Genomic DNA, 19,676 nt, shown 5'->3' on the forward strand with positions numbered 1-19,676 from the left:
GCGGCGCCCTATAAGATTTGAAATGAACATTTCATCTTATCGATACGATTTACCGTATAGGTCACCCAATGGATTGGACCCAGAGACTGCGCCTGCGCAACCTGCAGATGCTCCTGAGCCTGGCCGAGACCGGCAACATGAGCCAGTCCGCCGCCATGCTGAACACCACCCAGCCCGGCCTCTCCAAGTGGCTGAAAGACCTTGAGGACGATATCGGCCTGCCGTTGTTCGAGCGCCAGGCACGTGGCCTGCGCCCCACGCCCTATGGCGAGTCGCTGATCGAGCACGCACGGCGGATCGAGGCCCAGCTCGATACCGCCCGCGACGACCTGCAGGCCATGCGCGACGGCGGCAGCGGGCTGGTGGTGGTAGGCACCTCCGGCGCCTCGGCGGCGGACACGGTACCGCTGGCCGCGCTGCAATTGCTGCAGCAGATGCCGCGCGCCAGCGTGCGGCTGCTGGAAACCACCATGGACCGGCTGATGGGGCAGCTCGCGCGCAGCGAGCTGGATATCGTGGTGGGCCGGTCGGCGCCGGAACTGCAGGATGCGCAAATGCGGACCGAATCGCTCTACATGGAGCCGATCCACTTCGTCGCCCGGCCGCGGCACCCGCTGCTGCAGGGCGGCAAGGTGGCCTGGGACGACCTGTACCGCCACCGCTGGGTGGTCTGGCCGCGCGGCACGCCGATCCGCAATGCGCTGGAAGGGGCACTGGCCAGCGCCGGGCGGGCGTTGCCGGCGGACTGCGTAGAAAGCAACTCGACCGTGCTCAACCTGACCCTGTTCAATAACAGCGACATGGTGGGGCTGGCCTCGCACCGCACCGCGCGGCGGCTCGAAGAGCTGGGCGCGCTGCGCATCGTGCCGCTGCGGCTGGCGGGGTTCGGCTCGGTGTCGATGTACTGGCGCGCGGATGGCGAGTCGCGCGCGGCGGTGGCGGCGATGCTGGATTGCCTGCGGCGGGCGGCCGGAGCGCAGCACGTGCCGGCGGAGGCGCCGCTGCCTTAGCGGCGGGGGGAAGTGCTCCCCTCTCCCTCTGGGAGAGGGGCGGGGGACAGGGCAGGCGCCCGCAGCATCAGGCGAGGCTTGAACGCGCCGGTCGCGTTTTATGGGCATCGGCATAGCGGGCTGTCACAGCTTTTGCGCGCGCTTGCCCTCTCCCCCCGGCCCCTCTCCCGCAAGCGGGAGAGGGGAGCAAACAAGCGGTCATTGGAGGCTTGTGGTTCCAGGCCTGACGACGGCCGGTCAGCGGCCCGAGGCGCGATGGACCGCCAGCGCGGCGGCCACCAGGGCTTCGGACGACTCCAGCGCGCGAGCGGATTCGTCGCGCTGGCGCACGCCGGCGGCACTGGTCGGGCGCGCGGCGTTGTCCGGGCTGGCTGACAGCTTCACCACAGTCAGGCCGATGCGCGGATTGATATAGATTTTCTGCCCGAAGCGCCCACTGGCCTCGATGCCGCCATCGCCGTCATTGCGATGGAACCAGTAGTTGCGGTAGCTGTAGCCCGCGCGGCCCGCCGCGAGGTTGCCTCGGGCAAAGCGCGCCTGGTTGCTGGCGGGCTGCAGTGCAATGCGCGCGGCGCCGGGCGAGATCCCGGCCGACGCATCCCCTGCCGCGGCCCGGCGCACCGCCTCCGCAAAGCGCGCCGCGTCGCGCAGCGTTGAATTCAGTCCGCCGCTGGCCATCTCGGTGCCTTGCCGGTCGATATGGGTGTACGCATCGTCCTCGGCAAAGCGGGACCAGAGCCGTTCGGTGACGAGCTGCGACCAGCTCTTGCCGGTGATGCGCCGAATGGCCCAGGCGACGGCTTCCGGCGATCCGTTCTGGTAATACCAGGTGCCGCCCTCGCCCCCGTCGCGGGTCGCATGGACCGTCTTCAGGAAGTCATAGATGTTGTCCGGCGCGTCCGCCTTGCGCGGCACCACGCCCACCGCGCCAAACAAGCCGAGGTCAGGGGGCAGCGACTCCGCGTAGCCGACCTGCACCTCCATGTCCAGGTTCTGCTGCACCGTGGCCTCGCCGAACGGGTTGCCCGCCAGTTCGGGCACATACTGCGCCAGTCGGGTCTGCGGATCGAGCTTACCCTCCTCCACCAGCATCGCCGCCAGCAGGCCTGTCACCGACTTGGTCATCGACGCCCAGATATGCGGCTGGTACGGCCCGAAGCCGCCGAAGTAGCGCTCGTACACGATGCGGCCCTGATGCAGCACGATAAAGCCATCGGTGTGGGTATCGCGCAGGTAGTCGGCCAGCCGCACGGTATTGCCCGCCACGCGGAACGTGGCGCCATCCAGGCCGTCGCCCGCCGCCCCGGCCAGCGCCATGGGGTGCGTGGCATGCCGGATGCCGGCCGTCGGCGACATCTCGCGCGCGTGGCTCAGAGCCCAGCGCATGAACGGCGGACGCAGGCCGTTGCCGCGGCTGACCTGCTTGTCGGGCGGCGGCGGGAAGCCTTGCATGATGCCGTCCCCGGCCGCGGCATGCTGCGCCAGCAACCCGCCCGAAGGCAGCGCCAGCGCCATCGCCGCCACCCATGCCCGACCCAGCCCGAATCCCGTCTTGCGCCATGCCGATTGCGCTCGCATGCTGTCTCCTGTCTTGTTGGGGCGTCCGCACGCACGGTCCGGCGCCGCTGTTTGCGTCGATACGGACCCGCGTGAGGCAATCCGCGGGCGCCATATTGCGCGCGGCAAGTCATGGCCACAATGACGTATCCGGCATAGCGCCATAACCCATTGGAATGTCGCCGGCGCCCAAGGTGCTCAAGGCGCTCAAGGTTGGCCGGCCAGGACCGTCATTGGGTGTTGGCGGCAGTTCCGTCCTGCCGTCTCCCCCAACCTTCATCAAGGAAACGCTTCATGGAAATTTCCAACGTCACCCCCCGCCTGGCGGGCGATCCGGGCGCCGATCCGGTGAGCCTGCTGATGCTGCGCAAGTCGCTGGACATGCAGGCACAAGGCGTGGCTGCACTGCTGCAGGCCATGCCCCAGCCGGTTGCGGCCAGCAACCCGCTGCACCTGGGCCAGACCATCGACATAAAGGTCTGATCTCGCGCGGCGCAAGGCCTGCCGTGACGGCAGCGCCCGCGCCGCCACGGCGGACACATGGGCCCCCGCCGACGCATAATGTCAGCACCTGCCTTCTCCGGTGTCCGCCATGCAGCTTCTCGACGCCCGCGTCCGCGACCTGCTCCGTCATCCGGGGCGCTTCCTGTGGCGCACGCTGGTCCAGTTTCGTGCCAACCAGGGCCTGCTGCTGGCCGGCGCGGTCGCGTATTACGCGCTGCTGTCGATCGTGCCGTTGCTGATCCTGATGGTCATCGGGCTGTCGCACGTGATCGACCCGCGGCTGTTGCTGTCGACGCTGGCGCGCTACCTGGAGTGGGTCGTGCCGGGACAGTCCAGGGCGCTGGTGCCCGAGCTGGCGTCGTTCCTGCGCAGCCGCGCCACGGTCGGCTGGGTGCTGCTGGGCACGATGTTGTTTTTCAGTTCGCTGGCGTTCACCGTGCTGGAAAACGCCATGTCAGTGATCTTCGTCCATCGCGTAGCAATCCGGCGCCGCCATTTCCTGATCTCGGCGGTGCTGCCTTACTGCTATATCGCGGTGCTGAGCGTGGGGCTGCTGCTGGTGACAGTGGTCTCGGGCGGGCTGATTGCCATTGGCGAGCGGCACGTGGAAGTGCTGGGCCATGACTGGTCGCTCGACCGGCTTTCCACCACGCTCCTTTACCTGCTCGGCTTCCTGGGCGAGATCCTGCTGCTGACGTCGATCTACATGGTGATGCCAGTCGGCCGGTTGTCTTTGCGGCATGCGCTGTGCGGCGCGGTGCTTGCCGCGGTGCTGTGGGAAATCTCGCGCCACGCGCTGGTGTGGTACTTCACCACGCTGTCGCAGGTGGGGCGCGTCTATGGCTCGCTGACCACCGCGATCGTGGTGCTGCTGAGCCTGGAGATCGCGGCAACGCTCTTGTTGCTCGGCGCGCAGGTGATCGCGGAATTCGAGCGCAGCGGCTGGGAGCAGCCACCTGCTTCGGACGGCCCCGCCGGCGAGTTCCATACCTGACGCTTGCCGCTTCAGGCCAGTGCGGACGCCATGCAGGCGCGGATGGAATCGGCCCCGGCGGCATCAAAGGCGCCGATGAAGACCAGCGCCGATTCGCCGGCCCCGCCGTGCGCCAGGGGCCGCATTCGCATCCTGCCCCCGACCACGTGTACCTCGTGCAGCCGCGGATCGGCCGCCAGCCGGACCAGTCCCTTGGCGCGCAGCAGGCGCACGGGCAGCGTCGACAGTGCATGCCGCAGCCGCGCCTTGTCGAAGCCGCGGCCGGTCTGGTAGGCGATGCTGCGGATGCCGGTGTGCGGCGTGGAACGATGCCAGCCTGAATGCGATTGCAGCAGGCCGGTGCCTGTCGGCGCCGGCATGGCTGCGTCGATAAAGACTGACAGCGGCATGTGGCCATCGCGCGCTGCCAGCACCGTGGCGCGCGGCGCAATCGTACCGACAGCCTCGGCTACTGCGGCTGCGCCGCCGGCATCGCAGAGATCAGTCTTGGTCACCGCCACCACCGAAGCCCCGGCGATCTGCTGCCGCACCATCTCGCCTACCAGCGGGTCGCGCAGGCTGTCGTGCACGGCAGCGGCATCCACCGCCACCAGCACCGCGTTGAGCCGGAACGCCGGGTCCAGCAATCCGATCTGCGCGATGCGCTGCGGATCCGACACGCCGCTGGCCTCGATCACCAGCAGGTCGGGCCGCGCGTCGCGGTCGGCGATCGCCACCAGGGCCTCTGCCAGCCGGCCGCCGATGGAACAGCACACGCAACCGTTCTCGAGCTGGATCACATCGTCGCTGCGGGCCCGAATCAGCGCGGCGTCGATATTGATCTCGCCGAAGTCGTTCACCAGCACGGCAATGCGCAGCCCCTGCGCATTGGCCAGCAGCCGGTTCAGCAGCGTGGTCTTGCCTGCGCCGAGGTAGCCGCCGACGACGACCAGCGGGATCGGAGGCCGGGCGTTCATCGGGAAGGCGCCTCGAACACGCGGCCGCCCAGCACCGTGCCCCACACGCGTACGTCCTTGAGCTGCGCCGGATCCACGGTGGCGGGATCGCCTTCCAGCACCGCGAAGTCGGCCAGCTTGCCGGGCGCGATGCTGCCGATGCGATGGTCGAGTCCGAGCGTGTAAGCCGCGCCCATCGTGACCGCATAAAGCGCGTCGGCCACCGTCAGCCGTTCGGCCTCGCCCATGTCACGGCCCGAGGCGCTCTGGCGCTGTACCGCGCACCAGGCGGTGAAGAGCGGGTTCAGCGGCGTGATCGGCGCATCGGAATGGATCGCGAACGGAATGCCGAGGCGCCGCGCGGTGCCCGCCGGGTTCATGCGCGCGGCACGCGCCGGGCCCACGGTCTGCGTGGCATGGGCATCGCCCCAATAGTAAAGATGGTTGGCGAAGAAGTTGATGCACAGCCCGAGGCGCTTCGCCCGCGCCAGCTGCGCCGCATCGGCGAGCTGGCAGTGCTGCAGCGTATGGCGATGATCGGCGCGCGGATGGCGCGACAGCAGCGCTTCCAGCGTGTCGAGCACCACCTCGGTGGCTTCGTCGCCGTTGGTGTGGATATGCAGCGGCAGGCCGGCGAGGTGGAACGGCGTGAACGCATCCAGCAACTGCTCGGGCGGGATCAGCCACAGGCCGTTGGGCTGGCCGCCGGCGTAGCCGGGCGCGCGCAGCCGCGCGGTAAACCCCTGGATCGAGCCGTCGACGATGAACTTGACCGGGCCGAAGTGGAGCTTGCCGGAGCCGGCCGCTGCAGCCTGCCGCACGCGCTCCGGCCCGCCCTGCGCGTCACGCTGCGGCGCGAACGCGGGCACGATGCGCAGCGGGAAGCTGTCGTCCGACGTCACGGCGTGCAGCGTTTCCAGCCCCCTGGCCGACAGGTCGTTGACCAGGTCGGTCGCCGTGGTCACGCCCGCCAGTTGCGCCACGCGCCCGAAGCGACGCACCGCCTCAGCGTCCTCCGCCGCAGCCAGCGACAGGCCGCGGCCGATCACGCGCTGCACCGGGAACATCGCCGCAAACTCCTGCAGCTCGCCGGTGGGCTTGCCATCCGCGTCCTTGTGCACGCCGTCGATGTCGGTGTCTTCATCGATGCCGGCCAGCGCCAGCATCGCCGAATTGACGTTCATCAGATGCACGCTGGCATGCATCACCACGACCGGCCGCGTCGCCGATACGCGATCCAGCTCGCGCACCGACAGCCGCGCGCTGCCGAAATAGATGGGATCGAAACCCCACGCCAGCAGCGGCGTGCAGGAGTCTTGCAGCTTGCCGGCGGCATCGGCAAGGCGCTCGATGACTTCGTCCATCGTGCGCAGCCCGCGCCAGAGCCTGCCATCGGGATCGCGGCGGTCGAAGTAGCCGACGTAGACCGCGTCCCACATCGCGCCTTCCATCAAATGGCAATGGCCTTCGACCATGCCGGGCATCAATACCTTGTCGCGGAAGGTGTCGACCACCACCGCGTCGGGCCATGGCGCCATTTCCGCCGCGCCGCCGACCGCAAGGACCTGGCCGTCGCGTACCGCGACATGGGTCGCTTCCGGCTGCGCCGCTTCCATCGTGAGAATCTTGCGCGCGACGAATACCTGCGTGCGCGCTGTGTCGTTCTGGGTCATCGCTGGTTGCATGAGTCGTAAGGATCAGGCCGGCTGCACGCGCGCCAGGCGCGGCGCGTAGTTCGCCACCACGGTCACCAGCAGGTTGACCGCAAGGCTGACCAGGCCGAGGTTGATGCCGCCGAAGTCGGCCTGCTGTGCGTACAGGGCAATCGCCAGCCCCTGCCCGCTCAGGATGCCGAGCGCAATCGCCATCGGCCGCACCTTCAGCGAGAACAGGATCACGATGACGCCGGGGAAGAACTGCGTCACGCCGTAGTAAGTGGTGTTGATCAGCGTCAGCATCAGGTTGGGCGTGGCCAGCGTCATCGCGATCGACAGCACCAGGTACACCACGATCACCACCTTGGCCCCCTGCTTCTGGCGCTGCTCGGGCATGCCCGGCAGCAGGTTGCGCGTGACGATCGGGCCGATCGCCAGGCAGATGCCGGCCAGCACCAGCAGCCCCGACAGCGCCGCGCCGGCGGTCACCAGCCCTAGCAGCCAGTCAGGCAGCAGCCGCACCGCCGCCGCGAAAAACGCTTCGTTGGGCGAGGCCAGCTGCAGGTTCTGGCTGATCGCGTAGTACGACGCCAGCACCAGGAACGGGTACATCAGCATGTACAGCGGCATTGCCACCTGCGTGCGGCGGATGGTGTTGGCGCTCCTGGCGGTAAAGAAGTTCTGCACCGCGAACGGCATCACGTAGAAGCCCAGCGCCTGGAACAGCATGGTGCTCATCGAGAAGCGCAGCTGCGTGTCGTTCATCTGGTTGCTGACCTGCAGGCTGGCGGCATGGAAGACATCGCCCACGCCGGCCTTCCAGCCAACCGCGACGCCGGTGGCGACGATCGCCACCACCATCAGGATGTCCTTCAGGATGGCGATGTAGGCCGACGCGCGCACGCCGGAGATGGCGATATAGGTAAAGGCCAGCGCCGCCGAGATCAGCACCAGGTACACGGGATCGAACTCCCAGCCCAGCCCCTTGAGCGCGGCCACCAGCCCGGTGAACTGCAACTGGCCCCACGGCAGCAGGAACAGGATGGAAGAACCGGCGACGATCAGTTCCAGCGCACGGCTGCCGTAATGGCCCTTGAACAGGTCGGGCAGCGTGATCGCGTTGTAGCGCGCGCCCGCCTGCCAGATCTTTGGCCCAAGGAAATAGCCAAGCGGGTAAGCCAGCAGGATGTAGCCGAGGAACCAGACGCCATAGGTCGGCCCCTTGGCATAGATGCCGCCGGGAAAGCCCACCATGGTGCCGATGCTGTAGATCTCGCCGGCCGCCAGGAAGAACACCAGGTAGGCGCCGAACTGCCGCGACGCGACAAAGAAGTCATGGACGCTCTGCGCGCCGTGCCCCTTCCTGGAGCGAATGGCGAGATAGAGCGAGAAGACGATAAAGCCGAGGAATACCGCTGTGGTCATGGCTGGTCTCCCTCACGCTTCATGCGCGGCTTCGGCGGCATGGCGGTCGAACAGCAGCCAGCAGGCCAGCATGCAGCCCGAGGTCAGCACGAACCAGGCAAAGATCCAGGCATAGATAAAGGGCACGCCGAGCACGAAACGCTCGACCGAAGCCACCCAGGGCAAGAGCCCGATCACCCCGATATACGGGATGCCGAGGCCGATGAACAGCTTGAGCATGTGTTGTCTCCGATGTTTTCCGATAAACGGTGCGCGGTGCCTGCCGCATGGGGCCCGCGCTGGTTTCCGGTCATCATAGGGAGCACCGATGTATGATTCAAATGCAAATATCTAACCGCTTCCATAACCAATCCGCATGGATTCCGCATGGACACCCAGAAACTTCTGCACCTGCTCGCCATCGTCGAGCACGGCACCTTCTCCGAGGCCGCACGCGCCGTGCACCTGACCCAGCCCGCGCTGAGCCGCAGCATCCGCGCGCTGGAGCACGAACTGAAAGCGCCGCTGTTCGACCGCGGCGCGCGGCGCGCGCGCCTGACCGTGTTCGGCGAGCTGGTGGCCGACCGGGCGCGCCGCATGCGGCTGGAAGAACGCCAGTTGCGCCGCGACCTGGAACTGCTGCGCGGCGGCGAGGAAGGCTCGCTGACGATCGGCGTGGCGCCCGCGCCCGCCGCGCTGCTGCTGACGCCGTTCCTGATCCACATGGCGCAGGCGCACCCGCGCATCAAGGTCCGCACCGAAACCGGCGCCACCAGCGCGCTGCTCGACGCGCTGCGGCGCGAGACCATCGACGCCATCGTCGGCGACGCCTACGTACTGCGCGCCGCCGACGACATCGAACTGGAGCCGCTGGGTGAGCTGCCCGCCGGGCTGGTGTGCCGCGCCGGCCATCCGATCCTGCGCAAGCGCCGCATCGATATCGAGACGATCCGCGCCTATCCGGTGGCGACCACCACGCTGAGCACCATCGTCAGCCGCCAGCTGGCCGAGCTATGGGGCCCCGAGGCCGCCCCCGACAAGCTTTTTACCCTGCACTGCGACAACCTTGACATGTTGCGCAGCGTGACGCTTGCCACCGACACGCTGCTGTTCGGCGTGCTGTCGATCACGCGGCAGGAGCGCGCCGCGGGGCTGATGGCGGAAGTGCCGATGCCGCCCGACCCGCGCCGCTGCGGCCGCTACGGCATCGCGCGCATGGCCGCACGCTCGCTGTCGCCGGCGCTGGAGGCGCTCTACGCATTTACGCGCGAGCATTGGAAGGAGTTGTCGTCGGCGCCAGCCAGGCAAGGCGCGCGCCGCTGACCTGACCGACCTTCGCTTGGCCTTGATGTATGCTCCGGCTGATCCCCAGCTCAAACCCGGCATGACCGATTCCACGCCAGACCGCCCCCGCCGCCTCACCATCCACGACGTCGCCCGCGCCGCCGGCGTATCGCTGACCACGGTCTCGCACGCGCTGAACGACCGCGGCGTGCTGGACCCGGCCACGCGCGCACGGGTCAAGCGCATCGCGGCGGAACTGGGCTACCGGCCCAGCGTGCGCGCGCAGCGGCTGCAGTCGGGGCGCGCCAACTGCATCGCGCTGCTGTCGTCGATGCCGTTCGCGGTGGCGGGCGGCACCTCGCGGCTGGGTTTCATGATGGAAGTGGCCGCGATCGCGGCGGAAGCGGCGATGGGCCGCGGACTCGGCGTGGTGCTGGTGCCGCCGCTGGAAGGCGCGGGCGGATTGCTCGATACGCTCGATATCGACGGCGCCATCGTGATCGAGCCGATTGCCGGTGACCCGCATATCGCACGGCTGCGCGAGCGCGGCGTCAGCATCGTCTCGATCGGACGCGAACCGCTGACCGAAACGCCGGTGCCTTGCGTCGACCTGCAATCGGCCGAAACAGCGCGACTGCTGCTGGAACACCTGCACGGCCATGGCCGCCGGCATATCGGCCTGATGATCGGCGCCGCCGCGCGCCAGTCGTACGTGGAAACCGAGCGCGCCTATCGCGAGTTCACGCAGGCGGCCGGCCTGCCCTGCCATATCGTCAAGGCGCCCGAGGAGCGCGGCGAAGCCGGCGGTGCCGATGCCTGCGCGCAGCTGCTGGCGCAGATGCCGCAGCTCGATGCGCTGTGCGCGCCGGTGGATGCGTTCGCGGTGGGCGCGATGGCTCACCTGCAAAGCCTGGGCAAGCGCGTGCCCGACGACGTGCTGGTGGTCACGCGCTACGACGGCATCCGCGCCCGCGGCGCGCAGCCGCCGATCACCGCGGTCAACCTGCACCTGGAACGGGTGGCGTCGCTGGCTGTGGAGCTGCTGTTTGCCCATCTGTCCGGCGACCGCAGCCGCACGGTGATAGCCGGGCCCGCCCCTGAACTGGTGGTGCGGGCCTCGTCTACGCCAACTGCCTGACTTCCTAGCCGCGCAGCAGCACCACCGCGCCCGACACCAGCGCGAACACCAGCACGCCGATGCGCAGCATGCGCTGGTTGATGCGCCGGTGCACCAGGTGGCTGGCGACCATGCCGGCGCCCAGCACCGGCAGCAGGCCGGCGGCGTAGAACACCTGCTCCAGGCCGAGCTTGCCGCTCAGCGCCAGCACCACCAGCGAGATCACTTCGCCGACCAGGAAGCACAGCGCCACGGTCGCGCGCAGCGTCGCCACCGGTGCGTGCTGGTAGGCCAGCGCCAGCGGCGGCCCGCCCACGCCGGTGGCGGTCTCGGTGACGCCGGTGATGAGCCCGGTCGAGGCAAAGGTCAGCCGCCCCGGCGTAAAGGCCGGCGCCAGCAGCAACGCCAGCGCGGCGGCGATGGTGCTGCCCCCGACCAGCGCGTTGAGCCACGCCATCGGCATCGCCACCAGCACCCACAGCCCGCCGAAGGTGCCCGCCAGCCGCCCGGCGCTGATCCAGCCCGCGCCGCGCAGGTCGATGGCATGGCGCTCGCGCCAGGCCACGTAGGCATTGAGCGGCAGCATCGCCAGCAGCAATGCGCCCGGCAGCATCGCCGGCGCGGCCAGCGCCAGCACCGGCACCACGATCAGCGCGAAGCCCATGCCTGTCGCGCCCTGCACCAGCGCGCCGGTGAAGACCGCCACGCCGACACTGAACCACGTCATGTCCATCGTCACGCTGCCTCGCCGGTTGCGGTGGTGGCACCGGCGTGGCGCGCACGGTGCACGTCGGCCGCTTCGTGCAGCTTGCGGATCGGGGCATTGGCGACGGTGTCGGCGGCCATCGCGTGGATGGCCTGCATCAGCGCGCGGGCATCCCAGTCGGTGGGCCAGCCTTGCCACAGCCGCAGGCTGCCGTCGACAAAGACCGCGCGGATCTGGTCGCGGTTGGCCAGCCGCACCAGCTCCCAGGTCAGGTCCCATGACGGCGCCAGCTCGGGCACGTCAAGGTCGACCAGCAGGAAGTCGGCGCGCTTGCCCGCGGCGATCTCGCCGGTCAAGGCGCCCAGTCCCGCGACGTCGGCGGCATCGTGCGTGGCCATGTCGACCCAGCGCCAGCCGGCGCCGCACGACGAATCGCCCACGCCGATGCCGAAGGCAAAGCGTTGCGCCGACTCGGCGTAGTCGAGCAGGCGGAAAGCGTCGCTGCGGGTGCCGTCGGTACCCAGGCCAAGGCGCACGCCGAAGGTCGCCATGGTTTCGGCGGGCGCCACGGCGTTGCCCTTCCAGGCACTGGCCACGGGGTTGTAGGCCACGGCCGCGCCGGTATCGGCCAGCAGGCGGATCTCGTGCGGCGTCACCAGCGTGGCATGCGCCAGCAGCGCCGCCGGGCCCAGCGCGCCGACCGCCGCCAGGTGTTCGATGGGACGGCGGCCGCAGGCGTTGAGCGAGCGCTCCACCGCCACCAGGTGCTCGTTGGCGTGGGTCTGGAAGATGCGGCCGGATTCTGCGCAGAGCTGGTAGACGTGGTGCAGCATCGCGTCGGAGGCGACCTCGGGGATCGAGATCGCCAGCGACGGCGCCACCAGCGGGTCGCCGGCGTACTTGTCGAGGTGCGCGGCGGCGCGGCGCAGGATCGGCGCGGCGTCGAGCGTTTCGGCGCCCGGCTTGTCATTGCAGATCAGCCCCAGCACGCAGCGCACGCCGGCATCGGTGACCGCGCGCGCGATCGCATCCAGCCCGGCGTCGCTGCGCGTGCCGGCGTCGACCACGGTGGTGAAGCCGCCGCGCAGCGCTTCCAGCGCCGCCAGCCTGGACGACAGGTACAGGTGCTCCGCCGTCAGGCTGCCCTCCAGCAGCACCCAGACGCGGCGGAAGATCTCCGACGGCTCGCCGAACACCAGCGACTTGCCGAACGACTGGGTCAGGTGGTGGTGCGTGTCGATCATGCCCGGCATCAGCAGCATGCGCGGCAGCGGCAGGGTTTCAAGCCCCGGGAAACGCCCCCTCACCTCATCGGCGCTGCCCACGGCGGTGAAACGGCCATCCTCCACGACCACGGCATGCCCGCGCACCGCGCCCTGGCGCAGCAGCGTCCATTCCGGCAGCAGGATGCGGGGTTGCCTGAACAGCTCCGGTTGCAGTGCCGGAGTATTTTCGCCGGGCCAGGCCGGCAGGATTGCATCGTGTCGAGTCATTGCGATTCAGGAAACGGGATCAGTGCGTGGCGGCGGCATCGTCGCCGACCGCCGGGGCCGGTGCCGCGGCACGCAGGCCCGTGTGGAAAAACAGGAAGTTGAGCAGCGCGGCGGTGATGGCGCCCATGGCCACGCCGTTGCCGACCAGGATGCGCAGGTTGGCCGGCAGGCCGCCGTAGATGCCGGGCACCAGGATCGGCAGCAGGCCCACGGCCAGCGCCACCGCCACGACATACATGTTGGCGTGATGGCGCAGGTCGACCTTGCGCAGCATGTCGATGCCCATGGTGCCGACGATGCAGAACACCACCAGGCCGGTGCCACCGACCACCGCCTCGGGGATCGCGCTGATCAGCGACGACACCGGCACCAGCAGCCCGAACACCACCAGGATCGCGCCCGACACCGCGGTGACGAAGCGCGAGCGCACGCCGGTCGCACGGACAATCCCGATGTTTTCGCCGCTGGTGATGACCAGCGAGGTGCCGAACATCCCGCCCACCAGCGAGGTGAGCGCATCCGCGCGGATGGTGCGCGGCACGTCGCGCTGCTGGTCCACCGGCTTGCCAACCGCATCGCTGATCGCCAGCGTCTGGCCGGTGGCCTCCACCATCGAGATCACTGCAAACACCATCAGCGGGATCGCGGCCACCACGTCGAAGGTCGGCATGCCAAATGGGAACGGCGTGGGCAGCGCGATCACCGGCGTCATCGACACATGGCCGACATGGAAGGCACCGGTCAGCACCGCCACCAGCGCGCCGCCCAGCAATCCCAGCAGGATCGCCAGCTGCGCCAGCATCCCCGTCAGCAAGCGCGAGGCAGCCACCGTGCAGGCGATGGTGGCAAACGCCAGCAGCAGGTTGAGCGGATCGACCGTGGCGCCCGCGGCAGGATGGCCGGCGACCAGCCGTCCCGACACCTGCGCCAGGTTGATCGCCACCAGCAGCAGCATCGTCCCCACCACCACCGGCGGGAAATAGCGCAGGCAGCGCCGGAACACGGGCAGCACACAGAAGTAGAAGACGCCGGTCAGGATCACGGCGCCGGCGGCGGTCTGCACGTCGGTCTGCTGCGCGATCAGGATGAACAGCACGATCGGCGCGCCGCCGGGCAGCATCACGAACGGCAGCCTGGCGCCGATGCCTCGCTTGCCCAGCGACTGCAGCAGCGTGCCCAGCCCGCAGATCACGAAGGTGGCGCTGAGCAGCTGCACCGCCAGCGCCGGCGGGAAGTCGAGCGCCTTGCTCATCAGGAACACGGACGCGATCGGCGACGCGGCCATGACAAGGACATGCTGGAGGCCGAAAACGAACAGGCGCCGCCATGGCAGCAGTTCGTCCACCGGCGCGGGGGCGGCGTGGGACATAAATAGGCTCCTCGTTTGGTGTGCCGGGCGTTGTGCGGTGGCCGAAGACCAGCCGCTGCGTCTGTGCGCAGTTCGCCTCAGATGTGATGAAATTCCGCTAACAAAAACGTTTTGGTAAGTCTAGGGAAAGCGAATCTTTGGCGCAAGCGGTTTCTACCGGCGCCAACAGCGGAGTTTCCCCTATATCGATCAAATCGATAACTGCTAGCAGGAAAACCCGTTTCACAAGCTAACGCCGTGGGTGCAAAGTGAGCGCCACACCGCATCGCGCACGCCCCGCGAGCGCCAAGGAGACGCCCCATGCGAGACAAGAACACACCCGCCGACCTTGCCGGCAGCCCCCAGCCTGCCCCCGCCCGCCGCCGCTTTGTCCGGCATGTTGGCGGGCTGGCGCTGGCCGCCTCACCGCTCGGCGCCCTCGCGGCAAAGGCAACCGACGGCGTCACGCTCGCCGACGGCCCGCGTCCGCTGGTGCGCTATCCGGGCAAGCGCCCGCTGGTGCGCGTCAGCACCCGCCCGCCGCACCTGGAAACGCCCTTCTCCACCTTCAATGAAGGGCCGATCACGGCCAACGACGCCTTCTTCGTGCGCTACCACCTGGCCAATATTCCACTGTCGGTGGACCTGAACACGTACCGGCTGAGTGTGGGCGGCCATGTCGGCAAGCCGCTGCGCCTGTCGCTGGACGAACTCAAGAAGCTGGCCGACCCGGTCGAGGTGGTCGCGGTGAACCAGTGCTCGGGCAACAGCCGCGGCTTTTCCGAACCGCGCGTGTTCGGCGCGCAGCTGGCCAATGGCGCGATGGGCAATGCGCGCTGGACCGGCGTGCCACTGCGCAAGGTGCTGGAGCATGCGGACATCAAGGCCAGCGCCAAGGTGGTGACCTTCAACGGCATGGATACGCCGGTGCTGCCGAGCACGCCGGATTTCCGCAAGTCGCTCGATATCGCGCACGCCATGAACGGCGAGCCGCTGCTGGCCTGGGGCATGAACGGCGAAGACCTGCCGCTGCTCAACGGCTACCCGCTCAAGCTGGTGGTGCCCGGGTATTTCGGCACCTACTGGATCAAGCACCTGTCCGAGATTGAAGTGCTCGACCACCCGTTCGAGGGTCATGACGCGTTCTTCATGACCAAGGGCTACCGCGTGCCGGACAACGATTGCCAGTGCGTGGCCCCCGGCACGCCGGCCGCCAGGACGCGGCCGATCTCGACGCTGGCCGTGCGCAGCTTTATCACAAGCGTGGAGAGCGGCGGCAGGCTGCCGGCCGGCCGCACGGTGGCGCTGAAGGGCATCGCCTTCGATGGCGGCTCCGGCATCCGCACGGTCGAGGTTTCCGTCGATGGCGGGCAGAACTGGCAGGCCGCAACGCTCGGCGAGGACCTGGGCCGCTTTTCATTCCGCGCGTGGCACTTGCCGGTGAAGTTCGACCGCAAGGGTCCCGCCGTACTGATGGTGCGCGCGACCAGCAACAAGGGCGAGACCCAGCCAGCCAAGGCCAGCTGGAACCCCGCCGGCTACCGCCGCAATGTCATCGAAGCCACGCCGGTCACCATCGCCTGAGGAACGCGCCATGAAAGCAACCATCGCCCCCGCGCTGCTGGCGCTCGCCTTGCTCGGTGCCGGCAACGCCAGCGCCGCACCGCAGGACATCAAGCTGCCCGCGGAAAACGTCAAGCTCAAACCCGCCAAGCTGCCGGGCTATGGCATCGCCATGCAGAAATGCGCGATCTGCCATTCGGCCGACTACGTCTCCTACCAGCCGCCCGGGCTGAGCCTGGCGCAGTGGACTGCCGAGATGAAGAAGATGCAGCAGGCCTATGGCGCGCCGATCGACGACGCCGAGGTCGAGCAGCTCGGTGCCTACCTGGCCGTGGCCTATGGCTCGGCCAAGGCGAAGGACCCCGAGATCGTCGCGATCGCGCAGAAGGCGGGCAAACCGGCGGTGCCTGCCTCCGCCGCTCCCGGCGTCGACGTGCAGGGACTGCTGGCGAAGAATGCCTGCCTGAGCTGCCACGGCGTGACGCAGAAGGTCGTCGGGCCGGCCTACCATGAGGTCGCCGTGCGCTACAAGAACGACGCGCAGGCCCAGGCAAAGCTCGAAGCCAGTATCCGCGGCGGCAGCAACGGCAAGTGGGGCGCGGCGCCAATGCCGCCATTTGCCAGCCTGAAGCCGGAAGAAGTGCGCGCGTTGGCGACATACGTGCGCCAGCAATAATTTTCCACGGCAACCAGCGCCCCGGCTCTTCGCCGGGGCGTTTGCATTTCTCCTTGCCACGCGCGACGTGCCCCCTATACTTAGCCACATGGCTAACCATCATGCCGCGCTTCCTGCGGTTCCCGAGCTGTCCGACGTCTTCTACGCGCTGGCCGATCCCACCCGCCGCGCCGTCGTCACCATGCTCGGGCGCGGTCCGGAAACGGTCTCGGCACTGGCGGCGCCGTTCGCGATGGCGCTGCCCTCGTTCCTGAAGCACCTCCAGGTGCTGGAGCGCAGCGGCCTGATCCGCTCGCGCAAGATGGGGCGCGTGCGCACCTGCGAGCTGGTGCCGCAGCCGCTGAGCGAAGCGCGGCAATGGCTGGCCGATCAACACGCGCTTTGGGAGGCCCGCACCGACCGACTCGCCACCTTCGTCGAAGCGCTTCACCAGGAGGAACTGTCCGATGCCGAACGGAAACAACGCAAGCCCTGAAGCCACCCAGGACCTGGTCATCTCGCGCCTGCTCAAGGCCCCGCGCGCCAAGGTCTGGCGCGCGTGGAGCGATCCGGAGCTGCTCAAGCAATGGTGGTGCCCCAAGCCCTGGACCACCGAGGTGCGCGCCTTCGACATGCGCCCGGGCGGCGCCTTCCATACCGTCATGCAGGGCCCCGACGGCGGCACCAGCGACAATCCCGGCTGCTTCCTGGAGGTGGTGCCGATGGAGCGCATCGTCTCCACCTCGGCGCTGGTGGCGGGCTATCGGCCGGCCACGCCCTGGCTGTCGATGACCGCGGTCATCACCATGGAAGACGAAGGCGACGGCACGCGCTACACCGCGCGCGTGATGCATCCGGACGAAGCCACGCGCAAGCGGCACGAAGAACTGGGCTTCCACGAGGGCTGGAATATCTGCATCACGCAGCTGGAGGAATTCGCCTCGCAGCTGAAATAACACACGCCATTGCGCCCCGGCGCGTGGTGTTCAGTGCGAGAACAGCACCGGCACGGTCATCGACTGCAGCAGCACGCGGGTCACGCCGCCAAGGACCAGTTCGCGCAGCCGGCCATGGCCGTAGGCGCCCATCACGATCAGGTCGGCGCCAAAGTCCGCGGCGCGCGACAGGATCAGTTCGCCGATGGTCATGTCGGCGCCCCCAGGGCCATGCTCGATCTCGACCGAGGCACCCTGCCTCTCAAGCACCCGCACCGCGTGTCCGAGCGGCGTGGCATCGGCGCGCAACTCCCTGGCGGCGGTATGGGCGCCGAGTATGCGGACTTGCGCGCCAGCCAGCAGAGGCAGCGCGTCGTGCAGCGCGCGCGCGGCCTCTCGACTGCCGTTCCAGGCCAGCAGCACGCGTGTGCCGATGATGCTGAACTCGCCGGCGCACGGGACCACCAGCAAGGGCCGGCCAGATTCCAGCAGCAGCGCTTCCAGCAACTGTCTGGCAACCGGGCCTTCGACGTTGTCGCCATCGTACTGGCCGGACACGATCAGCCCGGCCTCGCGCGCTTCGCGCAGTGCCAGCGTGACGGGGTCGCGATCGACCGCACGCCATTCGGCCACGACCCCCAGTTCGCGGGTGGCGGCCTCGAAGGCGCAATGCATGTTTTCGCGCTGCAGCCGGCGGCGCTCCTGGTCTTCGGCCAGGCAGCGCTGGGCATTGTCCATGCGGTAGGACCAGGCGGGGTCGGGCACGCGCCCGGCCAGCAGGCCGATCAAGGGGCAGCAGGCAGCGCTGGCGAGGCGGCCGGCAAGGTGCAGACGGCGGGAGGACTGAGGATTGCCGTCCAGGTGGACCAGGATGCTGTCGTAGGCCATGATGCCCTCGCTTCGGTCTTGGTTGCAGGTTGCATCCAGTCTAGGCCGCAAGACCGATTGGGCCTTGACCCGCGTCAAGGCGGCCGGAGCCCGCGCTTCATCCGGCCGGCACGAAAAGGGACAAGAAATGCGACAAGAAACGGACGACAGGCGCCATTCGCCGCCAGCATCACTCAATCGTCGTGGTCTTCGTGCCAGTGGCGCCATTCACGCTCGCGCCGCTTCTGTTCGCGCCATTCGCGCTCGCGCCACTTGCGCTCCCGCCATCGCTGTTCGCGCCAGTCGTCGTAATAGCCCGGCGCCACGACCACCGGCTGTGGCGGGGCCACGTAGACCGGCGCCGGCTCGTAGTAGACCGGGGGCGGCGCCACGGCATAGCCGGGAATGCCGATGCCGATATCGACGTTGACGCGGGCCTGGGCGGTGCCCGGGCCCATGACTGCGATGCCTGCCAGAGCGCAGGCGGCCAGAATGCTTCGCATGGTGATGTCCTCCTGGCCGGCAATGTAGCGGCGCCCCGCGGCGGCAGGTGTTCGCAGAAGGTTAGGCACGTAGCAACGTGTAACCGCACCGGCGCTTTTGCTGCGCTGGTGCTTGCCCTTGCTGTCGGCCTTTCTGCGTCCGCTGCCCGGCGCTGCTCCAGGAACTGCATCGGCGCACTGCCCGCGCGCGCCGTGCGCCCACGCCGGACGGGCACCAGCAAGGCCACCGACGCGCTGTCGCAACTCCAGTCGGCCAGCACTCGCGCTTCGGGCTCAAGGTGGAGGTGGAGGTCGGCGTGGAAGCGGTGGCACAGCCATCGCGCGCGTAATTAACCCGCTCACGCGTGCTTGGCAAGACTGGTAAATCACCGTTGCAAAAACAAACAGAATGTCAGGTGCCTCGGCGCTAAAGTGGTCTTTCCCATGCCTGAAGGCTATTTTGGAGGTACACGCATGAAGCAACATCTGGCGAAATCCCTGTTGATGGCTGGCGCGATGGTCGCGTCCTACCCGCTGTTCGCACAGCAGGCCCAGCCCCTTCAACCGGCCCAGCCGATGCAAGCCACGCAACCGATGCCAGCCACTCAGCCGGCGCCGTCCGCGCAGCCGATGCAAGCCATGCCGGGCGCTGCGCCGTCTGCCCAGGTCGCGCAGGCCCCGGGCGCAGCCAGCCCGTACGCACCGGCAGGCCAGCCCGCTCAGCCGGGCATGGCACCCGCCCCTGTCGATCCGATGCAGGCAAGCGCGCCTGGCAGCGCCGTCGACCCCGCCAGCATGAGCCTGGCCCCCGATGCGCTCGGCACCCGCCTGGGCCTGCGCAGCGCGTTCCTCGACGGCGCCTGACGCCAGCCCCCCGCGCGTCAACGGCGGGCGCAAGCTGTGGTAGCGTAGCGCCCTGCCGATTTGACGCCACCATGACTCCGTTCGATTCCGACGCACTGAAGCGGCTGGTCATCGTCACCATGCCCTACGGCAAGTACAAGGGCACGGTGATCGCCGACCTGCCAGGCAACTACCTGAACTGGTTCGCCCGCGAAGGCTTCCCGCCAGGGGAGATTGGCGGGCTGCTGGCGCTGATGCACGAGCTCGACCACAACGGGCTGTCGCACCTGCTCAAGCCGTTGCGCGGACGCGGCTAGCACCGCG

The 19,676-nt window shown here is 68.6% G+C and carries 21 protein-coding genes; 11 read left to right on the plus strand and 10 right to left on the minus strand.

Translation table 11 applies throughout. The features are described from left to right. The first annotated feature begins 68 nt into the window (after nucleotides 1-68). On the plus strand, nucleotides 69-1,010 hold the full coding sequence (locus K309_RS0100320; protein ID WP_029044548.1) for a LysR family transcriptional regulator: 942 nt from the start codon (nucleotides 69-71) through the stop codon (nucleotides 1,008-1,010). Between the two features lie 237 nt (nucleotides 1,011-1,247). On the opposite strand, the gene K309_RS0100325 is transcribed toward K309_RS0100320, so the two are convergent. Further along, on the minus strand, nucleotides 1,248-2,588 hold the full coding sequence (locus tag K309_RS0100325; protein ID WP_029044549.1) for a serine hydrolase domain-containing protein: 1,341 nt from the start codon (nucleotides 2,586-2,588) through the stop codon (nucleotides 1,248-1,250). 273 nt (nucleotides 2,589-2,861) lie between these two features. Between K309_RS0100325 and K309_RS0100330 the strand changes: the two genes are divergently transcribed. Together K309_RS0100330 and K309_RS0100335 are read left to right on the plus strand one after the other, a co-directional pair. Next, nucleotides 2,862-3,050, plus strand: coding sequence for a YjfB family protein (locus tag K309_RS0100330; RefSeq protein WP_029044550.1), 189 nt, complete (start codon nucleotides 2,862-2,864; stop codon nucleotides 3,048-3,050). A gap of 109 nt (nucleotides 3,051-3,159) precedes the next feature. Then, nucleotides 3,160-4,065 (plus strand): YihY/virulence factor BrkB family protein, encoded by a 906-nt coding sequence (locus tag K309_RS0100335; protein WP_029044551.1) that lies wholly within the window; start codon nucleotides 3,160-3,162, stop codon nucleotides 4,063-4,065. A gap of 11 nt (nucleotides 4,066-4,076) precedes the next feature. Here the strand turns inward: K309_RS0100335 and K309_RS0100340 are convergent, their stop codons facing one another. From K309_RS0100340 to K309_RS0100355, 4 genes are read right to left on the minus strand one after another with little or no spacing between them, the layout of a single operon-like run. After that, complete coding sequence (locus K309_RS0100340; RefSeq protein WP_029044552.1) at nucleotides 4,077-5,021, minus strand: CobW family GTP-binding protein; 945 nt, start codon at nucleotides 5,019-5,021, stop codon at nucleotides 4,077-4,079. Further along, nucleotides 5,018-6,673, minus strand: coding sequence for an amidohydrolase (locus K309_RS0100345; protein ID WP_029044553.1), 1,656 nt, complete (start codon nucleotides 6,671-6,673; stop codon nucleotides 5,018-5,020). The genes K309_RS0100340 and K309_RS0100345 overlap by 4 nt, the downstream gene beginning before the upstream one ends. A gap of 24 nt (nucleotides 6,674-6,697) precedes the next feature. Beyond that, nucleotides 6,698-8,080 carry a sodium:solute symporter family protein gene (locus K309_RS0100350; protein ID WP_029044554.1) on the minus strand — a complete coding sequence of 461 codons (1,383 nt, stop codon included), beginning with the start codon at nucleotides 8,078-8,080 and terminating at the stop codon, nucleotides 6,698-6,700. Between the two features lie 12 nt (nucleotides 8,081-8,092). Beyond that, on the minus strand, nucleotides 8,093-8,299 hold the full coding sequence (locus K309_RS0100355) for a DUF3311 domain-containing protein (protein ID WP_029044555.1): 207 nt from the start codon (nucleotides 8,297-8,299) through the stop codon (nucleotides 8,093-8,095). Between the two features lie 147 nt (nucleotides 8,300-8,446). On the opposite strand from K309_RS0100355, the gene K309_RS0100360 reads away from it, so the two are divergent. Together K309_RS0100360 and K309_RS0100365 are read left to right on the plus strand one after the other, a co-directional pair. After that, nucleotides 8,447-9,382, plus strand: coding sequence for a LysR family transcriptional regulator (locus K309_RS0100360; RefSeq protein ID WP_029044556.1), 936 nt, complete (start codon nucleotides 8,447-8,449; stop codon nucleotides 9,380-9,382). 61 nt (nucleotides 9,383-9,443) lie between these two features. After that, nucleotides 9,444-10,481, plus strand: a complete 1,038-nt coding sequence (locus tag K309_RS0100365) for a LacI family DNA-binding transcriptional regulator (RefSeq protein WP_029044557.1) — start codon at nucleotides 9,444-9,446, stop codon at nucleotides 10,479-10,481. Between the two features lie 4 nt (nucleotides 10,482-10,485). Here the strand turns inward: K309_RS0100365 and K309_RS0100370 are convergent, their stop codons facing one another. The 3 genes from K309_RS0100370 to K309_RS0100380 are packed head-to-tail and all read right to left on the minus strand — an operon-like array spanning nucleotide 10,486 to nucleotide 14,028. Continuing rightward, nucleotides 10,486-11,193, minus strand: coding sequence for a sulfite exporter TauE/SafE family protein (locus K309_RS0100370; RefSeq protein ID WP_029044558.1), 708 nt, complete (start codon nucleotides 11,191-11,193; stop codon nucleotides 10,486-10,488). Between the two features lie 2 nt (nucleotides 11,194-11,195). After that, entirely contained in the window at nucleotides 11,196-12,659 is a 1,464-nt protein-coding gene (locus K309_RS0100375; RefSeq protein ID WP_029044559.1) for an amidohydrolase family protein, read from the minus strand. A 19-nt stretch (nucleotides 12,660-12,678) separates the two neighbouring features. Next, complete coding sequence (locus tag K309_RS0100380) at nucleotides 12,679-14,028, minus strand: uracil-xanthine permease family protein (protein WP_029044560.1); 1,350 nt, start codon at nucleotides 14,026-14,028, stop codon at nucleotides 12,679-12,681. A 300-nt stretch (nucleotides 14,029-14,328) separates the two neighbouring features. Between K309_RS0100380 and sorA the strand changes: the two genes are divergently transcribed. The 4 genes from sorA (at nucleotide 14,329) to K309_RS0100400 (ending at nucleotide 17,181) form a co-directional block, all read left to right on the plus strand. Next, complete coding sequence (sorA, locus tag K309_RS0100385; RefSeq protein WP_029044561.1) at nucleotides 14,329-15,591, plus strand: SorA family sulfite dehydrogenase catalytic subunit; 1,263 nt, start codon at nucleotides 14,329-14,331, stop codon at nucleotides 15,589-15,591. Between the two features lie 10 nt (nucleotides 15,592-15,601). Continuing rightward, nucleotides 15,602-16,246, plus strand: coding sequence for a SorB family sulfite dehydrogenase c-type cytochrome subunit (gene sorB / locus K309_RS0100390; RefSeq protein WP_029044562.1), 645 nt, complete (start codon nucleotides 15,602-15,604; stop codon nucleotides 16,244-16,246). 88 nt (nucleotides 16,247-16,334) lie between these two features. Further along, on the plus strand, nucleotides 16,335-16,721 hold the full coding sequence (locus tag K309_RS0100395; RefSeq protein WP_029044563.1) for an ArsR/SmtB family transcription factor: 387 nt from the start codon (nucleotides 16,335-16,337) through the stop codon (nucleotides 16,719-16,721). Further along, nucleotides 16,693-17,181: an SRPBCC family protein gene (locus tag K309_RS0100400; RefSeq protein WP_029044564.1), complete on the plus strand. Its 489-nt coding sequence runs from the start codon at nucleotides 16,693-16,695 to the stop codon at nucleotides 17,179-17,181. Before K309_RS0100395 ends, K309_RS0100400 begins: the two co-directional genes overlap by 29 nt. Nucleotides 17,182-17,211: 30 nt before the next feature. Here the strand turns inward: K309_RS0100400 and K309_RS0100405 are convergent, their stop codons facing one another. Both K309_RS0100405 and K309_RS0100410 read right to left on the minus strand, forming a co-directional pair. Next, nucleotides 17,212-18,048, minus strand: coding sequence for a universal stress protein (locus K309_RS0100405; protein ID WP_029044565.1), 837 nt, complete (start codon nucleotides 18,046-18,048; stop codon nucleotides 17,212-17,214). Between the two features lie 173 nt (nucleotides 18,049-18,221). Continuing rightward, nucleotides 18,222-18,530, minus strand: a complete 309-nt coding sequence (locus tag K309_RS0100410; RefSeq protein WP_029044566.1) for a hypothetical protein — start codon at nucleotides 18,528-18,530, stop codon at nucleotides 18,222-18,224. Between the two features lie 453 nt (nucleotides 18,531-18,983). On the opposite strand from K309_RS0100410, the gene K309_RS0100415 reads away from it, so the two are divergent. Together K309_RS0100415 and K309_RS0100420 are read left to right on the plus strand one after the other, a co-directional pair. After that, nucleotides 18,984-19,373 (plus strand): hypothetical protein, encoded by a 390-nt coding sequence (locus tag K309_RS0100415; RefSeq protein WP_029044567.1) that lies wholly within the window; start codon nucleotides 18,984-18,986, stop codon nucleotides 19,371-19,373. Nucleotides 19,374-19,444: 71 nt separating this feature from the next. Beyond that, nucleotides 19,445-19,669: a DUF3820 family protein gene (locus tag K309_RS0100420; RefSeq protein WP_029044568.1), complete on the plus strand. Its 225-nt coding sequence runs from the start codon at nucleotides 19,445-19,447 to the stop codon at nucleotides 19,667-19,669. Nucleotides 19,670-19,676 lie beyond the last annotated feature (7 nt).

It is taken from the genome of Cupriavidus phytohabitans (assembly GCF_000426345.1).
GTDB lineage: Bacteria > Pseudomonadota > Gammaproteobacteria > Burkholderiales > Burkholderiaceae > Cupriavidus.

Bases quoted from the DNA above. Each gene is read 5' to 3' on its own strand.
- K309_RS0100400 (WP_029044564.1), top strand. From the start codon at position 16,693: ATGCCGAACGGAAACAACGCAAGCCCTGAAGCCACCCAGGACCTGGTC.
- K309_RS0100415 (WP_029044567.1), top strand. From the start codon at position 18,984: ATGAAGCAACATCTGGCGAAATCCCTGTTGATGGCTGGCGCGATGGTC.
- K309_RS0100345 (WP_029044553.1), bottom strand. From the start codon at position 6,673: ATGACCCAGAACGACACAGCGCGCACGCAGGTATTCGTCGCGCGCAAG.
- K309_RS0100320 (WP_029044548.1), top strand. From the start codon at position 69: ATGGATTGGACCCAGAGACTGCGCCTGCGCAACCTGCAGATGCTCCTG.
- sorB (WP_029044562.1), top strand. From the start codon at position 15,602: ATGAAAGCAACCATCGCCCCCGCGCTGCTGGCGCTCGCCTTGCTCGGT.
- K309_RS0100420 (WP_029044568.1), top strand. From the start codon at position 19,445: ATGACTCCGTTCGATTCCGACGCACTGAAGCGGCTGGTCATCGTCACC.
- K309_RS0100365 (WP_029044557.1), top strand. From the start codon at position 9,444: ATGACCGATTCCACGCCAGACCGCCCCCGCCGCCTCACCATCCACGAC.
- sorA (WP_029044561.1), top strand. From the start codon at position 14,329: ATGCGAGACAAGAACACACCCGCCGACCTTGCCGGCAGCCCCCAGCCT.
- K309_RS0100350 (WP_029044554.1), bottom strand. From the start codon at position 8,080: ATGACCACAGCGGTATTCCTCGGCTTTATCGTCTTCTCGCTCTATCTC.
- K309_RS0100335 (WP_029044551.1), top strand. From the start codon at position 3,160: ATGCAGCTTCTCGACGCCCGCGTCCGCGACCTGCTCCGTCATCCGGGG.
- K309_RS0100330 (WP_029044550.1), top strand. From the start codon at position 2,862: ATGGAAATTTCCAACGTCACCCCCCGCCTGGCGGGCGATCCGGGCGCC.
- K309_RS0100380 (WP_029044560.1), bottom strand. From the start codon at position 14,028: ATGTCCCACGCCGCCCCCGCGCCGGTGGACGAACTGCTGCCATGGCGG.
- K309_RS0100360 (WP_029044556.1), top strand. From the start codon at position 8,447: ATGGACACCCAGAAACTTCTGCACCTGCTCGCCATCGTCGAGCACGGC.
- K309_RS0100370 (WP_029044558.1), bottom strand. From the start codon at position 11,193: ATGGACATGACGTGGTTCAGTGTCGGCGTGGCGGTCTTCACCGGCGCG.
- K309_RS0100410 (WP_029044566.1), bottom strand. From the start codon at position 18,530: ATGCGAAGCATTCTGGCCGCCTGCGCTCTGGCAGGCATCGCAGTCATG.
- K309_RS0100340 (WP_029044552.1), bottom strand. From the start codon at position 5,021: ATGAACGCCCGGCCTCCGATCCCGCTGGTCGTCGTCGGCGGCTACCTC.
- K309_RS0100325 (WP_029044549.1), bottom strand. From the start codon at position 2,588: ATGCGAGCGCAATCGGCATGGCGCAAGACGGGATTCGGGCTGGGTCGG.
- K309_RS0100375 (WP_029044559.1), bottom strand. From the start codon at position 12,659: ATGACTCGACACGATGCAATCCTGCCGGCCTGGCCCGGCGAAAATACT.
- K309_RS0100355 (WP_029044555.1), bottom strand. From the start codon at position 8,299: ATGCTCAAGCTGTTCATCGGCCTCGGCATCCCGTATATCGGGGTGATC.
- K309_RS0100405 (WP_029044565.1), bottom strand. From the start codon at position 18,048: ATGGCCTACGACAGCATCCTGGTCCACCTGGACGGCAATCCTCAGTCC.
- K309_RS0100395 (WP_029044563.1), top strand. From the start codon at position 16,335: ATGGCTAACCATCATGCCGCGCTTCCTGCGGTTCCCGAGCTGTCCGAC.